This is a genomic window from Xenorhabdus sp. NBAII XenSa04 (assembly GCF_963866145.1).
GTDB lineage: Bacteria > Pseudomonadota > Gammaproteobacteria > Enterobacterales > Enterobacteriaceae > Xenorhabdus > Xenorhabdus indica.
Window position 1 is genome coordinate 72815 of the sequence record NZ_CAWMEB010000401.1, and the last position, 16004, is coordinate 88818.

General features: G+C 41.6%; 16 protein-coding genes. 7 read left to right on the forward strand and 9 right to left on the reverse strand.

The features are described 5' to 3' along the window. Positions 1-24: 24 nt before the first annotated feature. The 4 genes from AAC147_RS14130 to AAC147_RS14145 all read right to left on the reverse strand — a co-directional run bounded on the left by AAC147_RS14130 (position 25) and on the right by AAC147_RS14145 (position 3610). The gene (locus tag AAC147_RS14130) at positions 25-525 is read right to left on the reverse strand and encodes a DUF6622 family protein (protein WP_246432490.1); all 501 of its coding nucleotides are present in this window, start codon (positions 523-525) and stop codon (positions 25-27) included. 192 nt (positions 526-717) lie between these two features. Then, complete coding sequence (locus AAC147_RS14135) at positions 718-1089, reverse strand: VOC family protein (RefSeq protein ID WP_047682212.1); 372 nt, start codon at positions 1087-1089, stop codon at positions 718-720. 239 nt (positions 1090-1328) lie between these two features. After that, on the reverse strand, positions 1329-2015 hold the full coding sequence (locus AAC147_RS14140; RefSeq protein ID WP_047682265.1) for a helix-turn-helix transcriptional regulator: 687 nt from the start codon (positions 2013-2015) through the stop codon (positions 1329-1331). A gap of 155 nt (positions 2016-2170) precedes the next feature. Further along, positions 2171-3610, reverse strand: a complete 1440-nt coding sequence (locus AAC147_RS14145; RefSeq protein ID WP_047682214.1) for an amidase — start codon at positions 3608-3610, stop codon at positions 2171-2173. A gap of 337 nt (positions 3611-3947) precedes the next feature. Here AAC147_RS14145 and AAC147_RS14150 point away from each other — a divergent pair, with 337 nt between their 5' ends. The 4 genes from AAC147_RS14150 (at position 3948) to AAC147_RS14165 (ending at position 7548) form a co-directional block, all read left to right on the forward strand. Continuing rightward, positions 3948-4556: a CDP-alcohol phosphatidyltransferase family protein gene (locus tag AAC147_RS14150; protein ID WP_047682216.1), complete on the forward strand. Its 609-nt coding sequence runs from the start codon at positions 3948-3950 to the stop codon at positions 4554-4556. A gap of 205 nt (positions 4557-4761) precedes the next feature. Further along, on the forward strand, positions 4762-6504 hold the full coding sequence (dauA, locus tag AAC147_RS14155; protein ID WP_047682218.1) for a C4-dicarboxylic acid transporter DauA: 1743 nt from the start codon (positions 4762-4764) through the stop codon (positions 6502-6504). Positions 6505-6828: 324 nt separating this feature from the next. After that, a complete protein-coding gene (locus AAC147_RS14160) occupies positions 6829-7173 on the forward strand; it encodes a hypothetical protein (RefSeq protein ID WP_047682220.1) in 345 nt (114 codons plus the stop codon). Positions 7174-7206: 33 nt separating this feature from the next. Next, a complete protein-coding gene (locus AAC147_RS14165) occupies positions 7207-7548 on the forward strand; it encodes a hypothetical protein (protein WP_047682222.1) in 342 nt (113 codons plus the stop codon). A gap of 318 nt (positions 7549-7866) precedes the next feature. On the opposite strand, the gene kdsA is transcribed toward AAC147_RS14165, so the two are convergent. From kdsA to hemA, 5 genes are all read right to left on the reverse strand, one after another. After that, positions 7867-8721 (reverse strand): 3-deoxy-8-phosphooctulonate synthase, encoded by an 855-nt coding sequence (gene kdsA, locus AAC147_RS14170; RefSeq protein WP_047682224.1) that lies wholly within the window; start codon positions 8719-8721, stop codon positions 7867-7869. Between the two features lie 109 nt (positions 8722-8830). Continuing rightward, entirely contained in the window at positions 8831-9640 is an 810-nt protein-coding gene (gene sirB1 / locus AAC147_RS14175; protein WP_047682226.1) for an invasion regulator SirB1, read from the reverse strand. After that, a complete protein-coding gene (prmC, locus tag AAC147_RS14180) occupies positions 9624-10511 on the reverse strand; it encodes a peptide chain release factor N(5)-glutamine methyltransferase (RefSeq protein ID WP_047682228.1) in 888 nt (295 codons plus the stop codon). The genes sirB1 and prmC overlap by 17 nt, the downstream gene beginning before the upstream one ends. Positions 10512-10528: 17 nt before the next feature. Then, positions 10529-11611 (reverse strand): peptide chain release factor 1, encoded by a 1083-nt coding sequence (gene prfA / locus AAC147_RS14185; protein WP_047682230.1) that lies wholly within the window; start codon positions 11609-11611, stop codon positions 10529-10531. 30 nt (positions 11612-11641) lie between these two features. Then, entirely contained in the window at positions 11642-12904 is a 1263-nt protein-coding gene (gene hemA / locus AAC147_RS14190; protein WP_047682232.1) for a glutamyl-tRNA reductase, read from the reverse strand. 261 nt (positions 12905-13165) lie between these two features. Here hemA and lolB point away from each other — a divergent pair, with 261 nt between their 5' ends. The 3 genes from lolB (at position 13166) to prs (ending at position 15814) form a co-directional block, all read left to right on the forward strand. Then, complete coding sequence (gene lolB / locus AAC147_RS14195) at positions 13166-13783, forward strand: lipoprotein insertase outer membrane protein LolB (protein ID WP_047682234.1); 618 nt, start codon at positions 13166-13168, stop codon at positions 13781-13783. Then, the gene (gene ispE, locus AAC147_RS14200; RefSeq protein ID WP_047682236.1) at positions 13783-14685 is read left to right on the forward strand and encodes a 4-(cytidine 5'-diphospho)-2-C-methyl-D-erythritol kinase; all 903 of its coding nucleotides are present in this window, start codon (positions 13783-13785) and stop codon (positions 14683-14685) included. Before lolB ends, ispE begins: the two co-directional genes overlap by 1 nt. Before the next feature lie 181 nt (positions 14686-14866). Continuing rightward, entirely contained in the window at positions 14867-15814 is a 948-nt protein-coding gene (gene prs, locus AAC147_RS14205; protein ID WP_047682238.1) for a ribose-phosphate diphosphokinase, read from the forward strand. Positions 15815-16004 lie beyond the last annotated feature (190 nt).

The following is a 16004-nucleotide window of genomic DNA, read 5'->3' on the forward strand; positions in this document are numbered from 1 at the left end:
AGTTAAGAGATGGATACATCCTTCTCAAACATTTTTTTGCTTATCTTTATAATAAGGAACAAATAGATTCAGCATTCCTCCCCAAAAAATACCATCTGACAAACCACCGACAAAGCCAAATAGCAAATTAAAACTCAAAGAATGCATTAAAAGAGGATGAATAGCTATCATCGCGGAAAGAATGAATTTGACACAGAAAATGATAAGGATCAAAATCAAAGTTAAAGGTGTACCTTGACGAATAATTAAATCACTTTCAGGTTTTTGTCTTAATCGTGGCTGAGAGTTCCATAATTTCCAGCCTATCGCAATACCTGCCAGTATACCCACAATAAGCGCCAGTAATGCAGAAACCTGAAAAACCGTTTCATGTAATACACTGTAAACTGCCCAGATAAAAAACAATATAGGCAATAAAAACAAACGACTGGGATGCATTTCTCTATCGTCTAACGCCTTAATTCCGCGGAAAACCAAAAAGACTAATAAGACCCAAACCCATACAGGGGTGTTTTTTATAACCATCAAGATCGACATGCCTTTCACCTTTATCTATTCTCTTCAATGTACAAGTTACAACTTTGCTGGCTATATCTTGAAATCTATTATTATAAAAAATTAAGAGCCTAATACTATAGGCTCTTATTATAATTGTTCCTAAATAGATCCTCTATTTTTTCGCATTTTTAATTGTTATACATAAATTATCTATACTCTCTAATCCAAAGGACATACCCGAATAATATGACCATCGGGATCTTCAACAAGAAACGTTCGGCCAAACACTTCGGTATGAGGTTCTTGTAAGACTTTAATTGCAGGTTCCTGTTTCCATTTTTCAAACAATTTATCGATATCTTCACTGTTTGGTAACATAATACCGATTTCAGAAAACCGTGGAATTGTAAGATCTGGTTTTGTTCCTCCTGACCAAATAGCAAACAACGCTTCTCCATCAGCAGGGAATGCCACATAGCGTGAGCTTAAAAATATGGGTTCAATATTAAAGATCATTTTATAAAACGCGGTTGAACGCTCAATATCACTAACATAGACAAGCTGAAGATTAGGTTTAGCAGATATAGCCACCCTATTACCCCCTACATTCATTGCATTAAATACATTTTTTATCAGTACTCAGATGAAACACTGACATCTTTTTTTTAATTTTTCCCTGGTGCATATTTCTTATTTATTCAACAACTGCTTTCAATCTTAATACTGTTTCAACTAAATCATGTGTCACTTGTTTAAAGAAATCCTGGGATTTAACAACAGGATTATTTATATCAACCCCAAGTGACAGTTTTTGTCAGTAGTCTTTCTGATTAGCCAGTTATTTTTTCAAATTCCCGCCACTCCTTCAGTAAAGATTGCCTTGAACGGGGGTAACACTGCCTTTCCACCTTCAGACTCATTATCCTGTCTGATCTGAAATGACGGAATGCCTCTCGTAATTCACACCAACCAATCACGATACTGATATTTTCAAAGTACCCTAACGCAAAAGGCCAAATTGTTCTTTCAGATTCATTACTTTTTAGATCTAAATAAACGAAGGTAATTTTATGTCTGGTACGGATTGCCTGTCTTACAGACTGAATATCAACCACGGGTTGAATAGCTGTTGCCGCCGACCCAATTAATAAAGAATTGTTCTCCAACAATTGTTTCAATTCTGTTGGGATAACAGCCGCAATTTTACAGACAGCACTGTTTGCCGATTCTCTTAGTTGTGGATCTGCACGTTTAGCCACCCAACTGGTGCCTAACGCCAGTGCTTCTATTTCATTTTGAGTAAACATGAGTGGTGGCAAAACAAAACCCGGTCTTAAAACATACCCTATTCCCGGCTCACCTTCGATAATCGCGCCCTGCTCCTGCAAAGATGCAATATCCCGATAAAGTGTTCTTAAACTAATGTTCATTTTTTGTGCTAACACTTTACCCTGTACAGGAAAATGATAACTGCGTAGCATTTCCATGAGAGATAACAAACGCTGTGCTCTGGACAATTCTCCATCCCTATTTAATTTGTTAAAAATAATCCAATAAATCATAAGCCAATTACTGAAATTGACTCAACTGAAACTCTGGAAACATAATAACCCTGCTTAAATAAACAGGGCTATTTATGTTTAAGTATACTTTGTGTATCTATCTGGCCTGATCAAGCTATCACTGATGGACGACGCCCTTTCCAAGGCATTGCTTGCTCCAGTTGCGCAGAAACCTGAAGCACTGTGGCTTCATCACCATAGCGGCCCACGAGTTGTATACCGATAGGAATACCATCATCACTCCAACCAAGTGGCAATGAAATAGCGGGTTGACCAGTAATATTGAAGGGATATGCGAACACCGAATCTGCCCATTTGGCATTGTAACGATCGATATCAGGTTCTGACATATCATAATACCCCATAGGACGCGGTAATTGTGTCAATGTCGGTGTAATAAAAATATCGTAAGATACCAAGTCAGATGTGAGTTCCCGCCCAAGTAAACGGATCTTTTCTATATCGTTGGAATGAGCCATACCATTTATCGAACGCCCACGTTCTAAAATCGCCCAGGTCACAGGTTCAACATCATTGGGTGTTACCGGGCGTCCGACAATATTAGATAAATCATCAAAAATTGCCGCTGTCTGCACACAAGCCATGTTGATGTAAGTCCTCCAGGCGACATCCGTGTCAAACTTCATATTGTGCTCTTCCACAATGTGTCCCTGCCTTTCCAACTCATGAACAGTAGCTAATACCGCCTTTTTAACCTGTGCATCAATTTGAGTGTTATTGGGTGGTGTGACAGTAAACCCGATACGCAATTTTTTCGGCTCGCGTACCATCAGCTCCAGCCACGGTGAATCTGGTGTTGGTGGTGTATAAGGATCGCCCGGAAGTGCACCTGCCAACGCATCCAGATAAGCAGCTGTATCTCTTACTGTGCGTGAACAACAGAGAAAATGGACGCCGCCGTACCAATAATCGCCAAAAGGTGCTAAGGTCACACGTCCACGGGATGGTTTCAGCCCCACAACGCCGCAGCAGGAGGCAGGGATCCGGATAGAGCCTGCTCCGTCACTGGCTTCTCCGATAGGAACAAGGCGAGCAGCAACGGCCGCTGCCGTACCACCGCTAGATCCTCCGGCAGTAATACCTTCTTTCCAGGGGTTTTTTGTGACACCATAAAGTTTTGGTTCAGTACTGATTGACCAACCACTCTCTGGCGTATTCGATTTCCCTACCAATATCAATCCCGCACGTTTAATACGCCGTGCCATTTCTGAGTCAACAGGGGCAATTATATCTTTCATATAGCGAGAACTGTTGGTCAATGATGTGCCTTTCCATTGAGTAGCCAGTTCCTTAAGTAAAAATGGTACACCGGCAAAGAGGGCATTATGATCGACAGACGTTGCAGCTTCTCTGCCAAGATCATATAGCTTGTGGACGACAGCATTAAGCTCAGGATTAAGTCGTTCAATACACGTAACAGCCGCTTCCACAAGCTCGACAGGTGTTACTTCTCCCTGCTTGACCAGCCTGGCTAAATCAAGCGCATCCGACTCCGTGTAGGTGTTAATAAGACTTTCAGTTACAGTCATTACTCTCTCCTATCGAATAGAGACAAGTCTACTTGTAATACTTATCGCTTTATCTGTTTCATATTGTATTGGTCTATATTCTTTATTTCCCGCATTGCAACTTTATGAATTATATCTTGTAATTTATAGTTATATTCAACAAAATTTATATATGAATTATAAATAAAGACCTTTTCAGTCGATTCAGGCTAAAACTATCTTGTTTATTGTCAATAGCGGGCTTAACCGGCATAAGATGACTTATTTTTATCATTATATTTTCCCGAACATAAATATTTGACATTACACTTTATATTAATAAGACTAACGGTTTTACCTCTAAAGGATTTAGGGAATAATGACTATATATGATTTAAAACCCCGTTTTCAGAACCTGTTGCGTCCTATCGTCATTCAACTTCATCAACGAGGATGCACAGCCAATCAGATCACATTAGCTGCACTGTTTTTGTCAATTTTTGTCGGTTTATTATTAAGTTTATTCCCCTTTCCTCATCTCTATTGGCTCCTGCCTATTTTTCTTTTTATTCGTATGGCACTGAATGCCATTGATGGCATGTTGGCACGGGAACACAACCAAAAATCTCATTTGGGAGCTATCTATAATGAATTGGGAGATGTCATTTCTGATGTGGCTCTTTATCTCCCTTTTTGTTTTTTACCTCATGTCAGCAATATCAGTTTACTGCTTATTCTGTTTCTTACCATTCTGACTGAATTTATTGGCATATTGGCGCAAACAATCGGCGCATCACGGCGTTATGACGGTCCGATGGGGAAAAGTGACCGGGCTTTTGTTTTTGGGGTTTATGGATTGGTTATTGCAATTTTTCCTTCAGCTTTAAATTGGAGCAGTTATTTGTTTCCTATTGTAGCCATTTTACTCTTGATAACGTGTTATAACCGGATTGTCAGAGCACTAAATGAAATCAAGCTCAATAAATGAATAGACATAAAAATACTGAACACATTATTTCACAGTGAAATTATAAAAAAACACTATTCATTTGATTTTTATTGATTCAACGCTAACCTATCAGGTAACTTTTTGACGTATAACACCTTTATTGGATGATAAAAGCGGTATCCTTGTACTAATTACTTATTTTAGTCTGTTGTGTGGGCAGCTTATTTTTAGGTCTTATATTAAAATGAATACTCGTAAAATTAATGGGATACGACTATTTAGTGCGTTTATTGATTCCTGCTGGAAGGAATCTTACTCCTTTTCCCGTTTTATCAAAGATGCTATTGCCGGGATCACTGTTGGTGTTATTGCCATTCCTCTGGCAATGGCTCTGGCAATAGGGAGTGGCGTTGCGCCTCAATATGGGCTATATACAGCCGCCATCGCAGGTATGATTATTGCCATTACAGGTGGCTCACGTTATAGCGTTTCCGGGCCAACGGCTGCTTTTGTGGTCATTCTTTATCCGGTATCACAGCAATTTGGTTTGAGTGGCTTGCTGATAGCAACACTTATGTCTGGTGTTATCCTGATTATGATGGGATTAGCACGTTTGGGTCGGCTTATTGAATACATCCCGCTGTCCGTTACGCTGGGGTTTACTTCTGGTATTGCTATCACCATCGCCACAATGCAGATACAAAATTTCTTTGGTCTGCAACTCACACATGTCCCCGAAAATTATATTGATAAAATTATTGCTCTCTCTCAGTCCCTCCCTTCATTTCAGTTGAGTGATACACTTATTGGTCTGACCACTCTTCTGATACTGATTTTCTGGCCTAAATTGGGACTTAAGTTACCAGGTCATCTACCTGCTTTGGTTGCCGGCACAGCTATAATGGGAGTGATGCACCTATTGGGGCATGATGTCGCTACTATCGGTTCTTCGTTTAGTTACACACTGGGGGATGGAGCACAAGGTCAGGGCATTCCGCCAATCCTTCCTCAATTTGTGTTGCCATGGAATTTACCGGGTTCAAGTTCTTCCGATATTAGCTGGAATACCGTCTCTGCATTACTGCCCGCTGCCTTTTCAATGGCTATGCTAGGTGCTATTGAATCATTATTATGTGCAGTCATTCTTGATGGCATGACAGGGAAAAAACATCACTCCAACAGCGAGCTACTTGGACAGGGATTAGGTAATATTGTTGCACCTTTTTTTGGAGGCATTACTGCAACTGCGGCTATTGCCCGCTCAGCCGCCAATGTGCGTGCAGGTGCAACCTCCCCTATTGCCACAGTCATTCACTCCTTGCTGGTATTATTGGCACTGTTATTTTTGGCCCCAATGCTCTCATACTTACCTTTAGCGGCAATGTCCGCGATTTTATTGATAGTAGCCTGGAATATGAGCGAAGCTCACAAGGTTGTTGATTTAGTTCGTCATGCCCCCAGAGATGACATCATTGTGATGATGCTGTGTCTATCATTAACTGTATTGTTTGATATGGTGATAGCAATTACTATTGGCATTGTTCTGGCATCACTTTTGTTTATGCGCAAAATTGCCAACATGACCCGGATTAGTACCTCAGCAATGACGGATACTGAACAAGGGCTATTAGCTGTCCGGATTAACGGCCCTCTTTTCTTCGCTGCTGCCGAGCGTATTTTTACTGAATTGAAAGAAAAAAGTGTGGAATATCAGATTATTATTATGCAGTGGGATGCTGTTCCTGTTTTGGATGCCGGTGGGCTACATGCTTTTCAGGGTTTTGTACGCGAAATGGCGAAAGGACAGAAGCATGTTGTAGTCTGTGACATTCCTTTCCAACCATTGAAAACACTGGCAAGAGCAAAAATTGTACCCATTGAGGGACAACTTAGTTTTTATGCTACCTTACCCAAAGCATTAAAAGAGATGGAGTTTAATTATTCCCCTGAAATTTGTATTTCAGCAGAAAAAACCAGCCATTGTTAAGATTCTCTTGGCTTATCCAATCAGACATCAAACTAATCCAGTGGAACCCTTTTTACGGGATTGTCCATGTCAGATTTACTGGTATTCATTGCCTTAGCGACTTAATTTATCTGGAGTGACAACAATCTTGACAATTACCGTTTATGACCTACCTTTAATAGTATACCTTCGTTTCGCACTTCATTCATAATTTATTGTTTTCTTTTCATTAAGAATTGTCGTGTATGCAATATACATACAAACACTTAGAGATCAAAATATTACAGATATAGCTGCGGAAAGTCGGATGTAAAGTTTCTATTTTTCATTATTAAGGGGAGCATCATGAAAATAGAAAAAACTTTTTATAACAATACAAAAATGCCTATTTTAGTAATTCTTGGGGCAGAGTATGTAAGGGGTACAGTTAGCCCTTCAGTCTACAGACAAACAGTCAACCCTCAAGAAACAGAAACTTTAACTGTTGATGGAGACTATATATCGCGGCTTGATTTGGTTATACAGTATAACCAAATTGACTTTGGTATGAGTTTAAAAACTATGGAGCAAGAGCCGGAAATAACTAGTTTTTTAAAATATGAAAAATTCGTTCTTAATTATAATGAAACGAATGAAGTTAATCCACCTGAATATTTTCAGGTTTCTATAATTCCGTTGATTGAATTATAATATCATTTAACATAACTAACAGGAGGTTATGAAATGGATAGTAATCTTCATTATAATCCTGATAAGTACATAGCTAACTATACTGAATTCAATTTTTACGTATCTATATACCTTTACTTCAATAAAAAGGAAAAATTCGCATCAACATATATAAAATCTAATTCGTGGGAGGCCTTTAAAATTCCAGGTATTCCTATAGTAACTGGCATAGTATTTCAAAGTGTTACAACTGCATTACAACTGCGATATTTTGCACAATCTCCCGCATCAAAAGGTCTTATGTCTCATTTTGAAAAACCAAGCATTCATCTTCATCAAGGAAGAGACGTTGAATTTTATTTTTATTTAACAAGTACAATACAAGAGCAAAAGTAATTAATTAATATTATTTACATTTCTATCCAGGATAAAAACTAGCATATTGATATCATAACCAAGAACAAAATTTCTCATCCACATTATAATGGAGTGATGAATCATTCATCGCTCCATTATAATAAAAAATCCCCGTATAATCTGTGTAAAATTCGACAACTCAAATTCTTGATTATTGATCAGCTATTTTATAAAGGTCTAAAAAATTAATAATATGGCTTTCAAGCTGCGATTTGAAAAACACCAGATATACAAAAGCGGTTACAATGATAATTATCTGTAACCGCATATTATTCAATATTTCAGTCGATTAAATTATTACTTACTGGTATCCAATGCCGGGAAACCTTTCACTACATCATCAATCGCTTTCAACTGCATCAAGAATGGTTCCAGTTTTGCCAGTGGTAGTGCAGATGGGCCATCACATTTTGCATTTTCTGGGTCTGGATGCGCTTCAAGGAATAAACCAGCAATGCCCACTGCCATTCCCGCACGAGCCAGTTCAGCAACCTGCCCGCGGCGGCCACCGGAAGCTGCACCAAAAGGATCTCGACACTGTAATGAATGTGTTACATCAAAAATCACAGGTGAACCATTGGTTGCTTGTTTCATCACACCAAAACCCAACATATCAACAACCAGATTGTCATAACCGAAGTTACTACCACGGTCACACAGGATCACCTGTTCATTGCCACCTTCTTTGAATTTTTCTACGATATTACCCATTTGCCCCGGACTAACAAATTGTGGTTTTTTAATATTAATCACAGCTCCAGTTTTCGCCATCGCTTCAACCAGATCAGTTTGACGGGCGAGGAAAGCCGGAAGCTGGATAACATCAACCACTTCAGCCACAGGTTGAGCTTGTGCAGGTTCATGCACATCAGTGATGATTTTTATGCCGAAAGTCTGTTTCAGTTCCTGAAAGATTTTCATTCCCTCTTCCAAACCAGGGCCACGATAAGAGTGGATAGAAGAACGATTAGCCTTATCAAAAGATGCTTTGAAAACATAAGGAATGCCCAGTTTTTGTGTCACTGTGACATAGTGCTCACAAATCTGCATGGCCAAATCCCGTGACTCAAGAACGTTCATGCCACCAAACAATACAAATGGCAGATCATTTGCGACCTTAATATCACCAATATTAACCACTTTCTGTTGCATGCTTATACCTTCTGTTGTTAAGCGCAAATAAATTTGCTGTATTAATAAAACATAAAATCAGGCGCAGACATTTCGTCATTGCACGATAAGTCTATTTATTTAAATACTGTTAATGCAGTACTATTGGCGGTTGCTCTATGGAGTTAATCTGCATTTTTATCATCTCTGAGATTGGATCCTCAGGGCAATGCTCTACAAAATAACTCAAATCCGAAACAGCAATATGATTACAATCGAGCTGAGCATAAATAAGCCCACGATCACGGATTTCATACGGGTCATCAGGGTCGAACATCAATACGACCTCACTGGCTTTGAGTGCCAGTTCCATCTTTTTCTCTTCCATTAAAGAAACTTTGATCGTATCTGTAATCTTGCGCACAATGCTGCTGTTATCCGCTTCCTGCAAGTCTTTCTTTTCCAACCGAACAGTTGGGCCAATGTTACCTTTCAACCAGACATCAAGGGTATGCTCATTGAGAGTCTCCCCATTCATGGGATTAATGAACCACGTAGGTTGATCAGGCAAATCGATGCGCAATATCAACTGTGTTGGAAATATCACTGGCTGTACAGGCATTGCCAATGCCTGAGCTATATGTGCAAACAGCGTACCTAACGCAACCGGAGCACCTTGACGTGAATGAAGTACACTATCCAACCATAAAGTATCCGATAGACAGTACACCCCATTCGCCGCGCCAAACTTCCATTCCCGATAAAAAAGTGTCAGCAACGATTGCAATTTTGCCCTGGTATCGTTGACTAAAGAAAGTACCTGCCGTGCTTCTTCAACCAAAACAGTTAACTGTTCTGCCACTGAAGTTTGTGGAAAATCAGGACGAATAGCCTTTGTAACCAAAATAATACCATCAATCAGAGGAGCATTATTGAATTCATAATTAGCTATGGGGTTCATTTTTATTCCATCGACCTACCGTGATACGTTCATTACCACCATAATCTTGAAAAGTCGCTATCTGATGATAACCCTTCTCTAAAAACAGGCTCCTCACAACAGCTCCCTGTTTCCAGCCATGTTCCAATAACAGCCATCCATTTGGTAATAAAAAATGGCGGGCTTGTTCCACAATTGCCTTTAAATCTGCCAGACCATTATGGGCCGCAATCAATGCAGTAGCTGGTTCAAACCTGACATCACCCTCTTGCAAATGAGGGTCATTCTCGTCTATATACGGAGGATTACTGACAATCATATCAAATTGTCTGTCACCCACCGCAGAAAACCACTCACTTTGTAAAAAATTCACATTGTGAATTGCGAGTTGTGAGACAATTTCCCCTGTATTAATTTTTTCCACATTATATTTCGCCAGTGCGACTGCTTCAGGGTTGATATCAACCCCTGTCACATGGCAATCACGTCTCTCACTTGCCAGTGCCAGAGCAATTGCTCCTGTTCCTGTACCAAGATCCAGAATTTTTGCGGGCGTTTCCGGCAATAATTCCAGCGCTTTTTCAACCAGACACTCGGTATCAGGGCGCGGGATCAACGTTGCCGGTGATACGGCAAGCGGCAATGACCAGAACTCTTTTTCACCCACAATATAAGCAATCGGCTCACCTTGCATACGGCGAGCCAATAGATTATCAAGCCTGTGAGACTCTTCCTCTGAAATGGAAGTTTCACTGAAAGCAATCAGATAAGTGCGGGAATGTCCAGTCACGTATCCCAACAGGATTTCCGCATCACGTTTAGGGCTGTCACTACCAGGCAAGTCATCAGACAACTGAGCCGTTGCATATTGTAGCCAATGTTGATAATTCATTAGTCCTGCTCTGGCTGTTATTCCTGTTCTGACAGGGCAGATAATTGATCGGCCTGATATTCGGTAATGATTGGCTGGATCAACATATCCAGTTTACCTTCCATGACTTCATCAAGACGATATAACGTCAAGTTGATGCGATGATCAGTAACTCGTCCCTGCGGGAAATTATAGGTGCGGTTACGATCTGAACGGTCACCAGAACCAAGAAGATTACGACGTTCTGAGGCCTCTGCTTCTTGACGTTTCTGCGCCTCAGCGGCACGAATGCGGGCAGCCAGTACAGACAAAGCCTTAGCCTTGTTTTTGTGCTGCGAGCGCTCATCCTGACATTCCACCACAATCCCTGTCGGAATATGGGTAATCCGAATAGCTGAATCGGTGGTATTAACGTGCTGCCCTCCGGCGCCAGAAGAGCGGTAAGTATCAATTTTTAAATCACTGGGGCTGATTTCCGGCAATTCAGCTTCCGGAACTTCCGGCAGAACTGCAACAGTACAGGCAGAAGTATGAATACGGCCCTGAGATTCCGTTTCCGGTACTCGCTGAACACGGTGACCACCTGATTCAAATTTCAAATGACCATAGACCTGATCTCCTGAAACTTTCGCAATGATCTCTTTGTAACCACCGTGCTCACCTTCGTTAGCGCTCATAATTTCTACTTTCCAACGACGGGCTTCAGCATAGCGGCTATACATACGGAACAGATCTCCTGCAAAGATTGCAGCTTCATCACCGCCTGTTCCTGCACGGACTTCAAGAAAACAGTTCCGTTCATCATCCGGATCTTTGGGTAACAGCAATAACTGTAGCTGCTGCTCCAGTTCTTCATTACGAACTTTTGCGTCCTTGAGTTCTTCCTGCGCCATTTCCCGCATTTCGGGATCATCAAGCATCATCTCAGCAGTCTGTATATCATCCTGAATCGTTTTCCAAGTTTTAAAACAGCTTGTGACATCAGTAAGTTGTGCATATTCCTTTGATAATGCGCGAAAACGCTCTTGATCAGCGATCACATCGGCGTCACCGAGATGAGCCAAAACTTCTTCATGGCGTTCTTGCAATGCTTCCAGTTTAGAGACAATAGAAGGCTTCATTCGTAATATCAGACCTTATTTAAAATAGGGTTAGTTGTGATCCAGCCCAAGGCTGTCCCGCAAGAGATTCAGGCGCTCAAAATCACCATCGCTGGCAGCCTGTTGGAGTGATTTAGTCGGTATATGGATCAGACGATTCGTCAATTGGTGAGTCAATTGGTTGATGACCTGTTCTGCATCAGCACCTTGCCGTATGGAGATTAATGCTTTTGCAGTCATTTCAGCCCTGATTTTTTCTGCCTGTTCCCGATATTCGCGAATTGTATTGACTGCTCCCTGGGAACGCAACCAATCCATAAAATGAGTGCTCTCTTGTTGCACAATTCCTTCAGCAATCACAGCAGCAGCTTTGCGCTGTGCAAGGTTTTGCTGAATGATAGCCTGTAAGTCATCAACACTGTACAGGTAAACGTCACTCAATTTCTCAACATCCGGTTCAATATCACGGGGAACAGCAATATCAACCAGTAGCATAGGTTGATTACGGCGTAATTTTAATGCCCGTTCAACCATACCCTTGCCGATAATCGGCAAAAGGCTGGCAGTAGAACTGATCACAATATCAGCTTCTGCCAGACGGGTATCAATTTCTGGCAGAGAAATAACTTCAGCATTAACCTCATTGGCCAGTGCGTGTGCCCGTTCCTTCGTGCGGTTGGCAATTATTATACGATTTACCTGATGTTCCTTAAGATGGCGTGCCACAAGCTCAATAGTTTCTCCTGCCCCCACCAGCAGGATATTTAATTGAGAGAGGGATTCGAAAATCTGTCGTGCGAGTGTACAAGCTGCGAAGGCAACAGAAACTGCATTGGCTCCAATCTCTGTTTCGGTTCTCACTCGTTTAGCAACAGAAAACGATTTTTGGAACAGACGTTCCAACTCTCCTGACAAGGACTGGTAGTTTTGTGACTCGGCAAAAGCTTTTTTCACCTGCCCTAAAATCTGCGGTTCCCCAAGCACCAATGAGTCCAGGCCGCTGGCAACTCTCATTAAATGACTGACTGCTTCACTATCAAGATGCCAGTAAAGGCTTGTGCTAATCTCTTCAGGATTAAGTTGATGGTATTCACATAACCAATCGATCAATTGCTCTTTTAGATTATCTTGCTGCTCAACACTGAGATAGAGTTCCGTGCGATTGCAGGTTGACAGCACAACACCACCCCGCACCAACGGTTGCCGGAGCAGGTTATCAAGCGCAAGCCCTATCGTATCTGGAGAAAAGGCTACCCGCTCACGTAAGGAAACAGGCGCTGTTTTATGATTAATACCGAGTGCTAATAAAGTCATCTTAACTGCGTTGAGTTATCATGGGCAGGAGTCCATGACAATATTAATAATCATTCTCATAAACCTATACCCTTCATAAGGACTCTCATTGGTCGAGCATTCTACTTGATGCAACAATCCAATAAAAGTCAATAGAACAGTTCCGCTGTAATTATTCGAGAAATTTTGGCAAAACTTCGCTAAATTATCCCCTTGATTATAGACTTTGATGGCCCATTATTCGCCACCAGACCATTTTGTCTGTCTGCCAAAGGTTACTGTATGAAAATAGCATTATTTTTTCGTTTACTTCCCCTCTCCGCTGTTTTACTGACAGCCTGTACCGTTACGCAAGCACCCGTCGGAACAGGGTCAGCAGATGCTCCGCAATGGCATGATCGCAAACAACAACTGCAAAATTTAAAGCATTATCAGACACGAGGTTCTTTTGCTTACCTGGCAAATGAAAAAAAAGTGTATGCCCGTTTTTTCTGGCAACAATATACCGTTAATAATTACAAACTGCTGCTGCTTAATCCATTAGGAACAACTGAGTTGGAATTACTTGTCCAGCCAAATATGATCCAGCTTACTGATCATGAAGGAAAGAAATATATCAGTGATAATCCTGAAGACTTAATTTATCAACTCACCCATATGAACATCCCTTTGGATAATCTGAAAAATTGGATTATCGGCCTGCCCGGAAACGTCAAAAATTTTCAGCTAGATAAAAACTATCTGCTCAAATCCGTAAGCGATGGCGCAGGTGATGAAATCTGGCAAGTCAATTACCAAGGATATGACACGTCAATCACTCCCGCGTTGCCAAACCGGCTGGAACTCATTCAGGGCAATAACCGTATCAAATTAAAAATGGATAACTGGACGACCCAATAATGACTTTGACCTGGCCTTCCCCGGCAAAATTAAATTTATTTTTATATATCACCGGACAACGCCCTGATGGTTACCACGAACTGCAAACACTGTTTCAGTTTCTGGACTACGGTGATGAAATTACTATTGTTCCCCGTCAGGATAACCTAATTCGCCTGTTGACTCCTGTTAAAGGCGTAGCACATGATGATAACCTAATCGTACGTGCTGCCCGTTTATTACAGAATCATTTATTACAAAGCCAATTATTACAAGACAATACCCCCGTCTCAGTTATCCCCCCATATCTGGGAGCCGATATTCATATTAACAAACGTCTGCCAATGGGCGGGGGGCTAGGTGGAGGTTCTTCCAATGCAGCAACCGTGCTTATCGCCCTGAATTACCACTGGCAAGCTAATTTAGCTGATGATGAGCTGACACAACTTGGCCTCAAATTGGGGGCTGATGTTCCAGTATTTGTCAAAGGCCATGCTGCTTTTGCAGAAGGTATCGGGGAAAAACTTCAACCAGCCTCTCCAAAAGAGAAATGGTTTCTGGTTGCCCACCCCGGAATTGAGATCTCAACCCCGACAATCTTCACAGATCCTGAATTAAAAAGAAATTCTCCGATCCGCACTTTACCCGCATTATTACAGGCACCATTCAAAAATGATTGTGAACCAATCGCAAGAAAACGTTTTCGTGAGGTTGAACAGCTTCTTTCATGGCTGCTAGAATACACACCGTCACGCCTGACCGGAACTGGTGCATGTGTTTTCGGCGAGTTCGAATCAGAAGCATCAGCCCGTAAGGTGTTTAATCAAGCCCCAGAGTGGATGCAGGGCTTTGTTGCGCGTGGCGTTAACATTTCACCGTTGCATACATTCCGCTCTGGGATAAACATGTTATTGAACCGATGAATAATTATACCCAATAGATTTCGAGTTGCATCTCGGCGGAAAGAGAACGAATTCCCAGGAGCATAGATAACTATGTGATCAGGGTAAGTGAACGCAGCCAACCAAGAGGCAACTTGAAAGATGAAGGTAATGTTCAATTGGTCAACAATATCTCTCTGGACGCAAGCCTGAGGTTTTTCTCGTGCCCGATATGAAGCTTTTTGCTGGTAATGCCACCCCTGAACTAGCACAACGTGTTGCCAACCGTCTGTACACAAGCCTGGGAGACGCTGCTGTCGGTCGTTTTAGCGACGGTGAAGTCAGTGTTCAAATCAACGAAAATGTACGCGGTGGCGATGTATTCATCATCCAGTCTACTTGTGCACCAACCAATGATAACTTAATGGAATTGGTCGTTATGGTCGACGCTCTGCGTCGCGCTTCTGCCGGGCGTATTACTGCTGTAATTCCTTACTTCGGTTATGCCCGCCAGGATCGCCGTGTTCGTTCAGCGCGTGTGCCTATCACTGCCAAAGTCGTTGCGGACTTTTTGTCCAGCGTTGGTGTAGACCGTGTTCTTACGGTTGACCTGCACGCCGAGCAGATCCAAGGCTTCTTTGATGTTCCGGTTGATAATGTATTTGGTAGCCCAATCCTTCTGGAAGATATGCTCCAGAAAGATTTGGAAAACCCGATTGTTGTATCCCCAGACATTGGTGGTGTCGTCCGCGCCCGTGCTATTGCTAAGCTGTTGAACGATACTGATATGGCTATTATTGATAAACGCCGTCCACGGGCGAACGTTTCTCAAGTTATGCACATCATTGGTGATGTTGCTGGCCGTGACTGTATTCTGGTTGATGATATGATCGACACAGGTGGCACGCTGTGTAAGGCCGCTGAGGCATTGAAAGAGCGTGGAGCGAAACGGGTATTTGCTTATGCAACCCACCCTATTTTCTCTGGTAATGCTGTAGAAAACATCAAGAACTCAATGATAGATGAATTCATTGTCTGTGACACAATTCCTCTGTCTGCTGAGGTCAAGGCGTTGAACAAAGTTCGTACTCTGACACTGTCTGGTATGCTTGCTGAAGCAATCCGCCGTATCAGCAATGAAGAGTCAATCTCTGCAATGTTTGAACACTAAGGTAATGTTTGAACACTAAGGTATAGTGCAGTGCAGATGTTGAGCACAAACTTATACAAGTGATTAAATAAGTTATCGCTGAAAACCCGTTGGTACATTTGTACCAACGGGTTTTTCTGTTTTATCTAATCCATGAATTTAATAATTTCAATAGTTTTAATTAAAAACCGAAATATTTATATCGTTAAAA

Coding starts and splice junctions, on each gene's coding strand:
- AAC147_RS14130 (WP_246432490.1), bottom strand. CDS start 525: ATGGTTATAAAAAACACCCCTGTATGGGTTTGGGTCTTATTAGTCTTT.
- AAC147_RS14145 (WP_047682214.1), bottom strand. CDS start 3,610: ATGACTGTAACTGAAAGTCTTATTAACACCTACACGGAGTCGGATGCG.
- AAC147_RS14150 (WP_047682216.1), top strand. CDS start 3,948: ATGACTATATATGATTTAAAACCCCGTTTTCAGAACCTGTTGCGTCCT.
- dauA (WP_047682218.1), top strand. CDS start 4,762: ATGAATACTCGTAAAATTAATGGGATACGACTATTTAGTGCGTTTATT.
- AAC147_RS14160 (WP_047682220.1), top strand. CDS start 6,829: ATGAAAATAGAAAAAACTTTTTATAACAATACAAAAATGCCTATTTTA.
- AAC147_RS14165 (WP_047682222.1), top strand. CDS start 7,207: ATGGATAGTAATCTTCATTATAATCCTGATAAGTACATAGCTAACTAT.
- kdsA (WP_047682224.1), bottom strand. CDS start 8,721: ATGCAACAGAAAGTGGTTAATATTGGTGATATTAAGGTCGCAAATGAT.
- sirB1 (WP_047682226.1), bottom strand. CDS start 9,640: ATGAACCCCATAGCTAATTATGAATTCAATAATGCTCCTCTGATTGAT.
- prmC (WP_047682228.1), bottom strand. CDS start 10,511: ATGAATTATCAACATTGGCTACAATATGCAACGGCTCAGTTGTCTGAT.
- prfA (WP_047682230.1), bottom strand. CDS start 11,611: ATGAAGCCTTCTATTGTCTCTAAACTGGAAGCATTGCAAGAACGCCAT.
- hemA (WP_047682232.1), bottom strand. CDS start 12,904: ATGACTTTATTAGCACTCGGTATTAATCATAAAACAGCGCCTGTTTCC.
- lolB (WP_047682234.1), top strand. CDS start 13,166: ATGAAAATAGCATTATTTTTTCGTTTACTTCCCCTCTCCGCTGTTTTA.
- ispE (WP_047682236.1), top strand. CDS start 13,783: ATGACTTTGACCTGGCCTTCCCCGGCAAAATTAAATTTATTTTTATAT.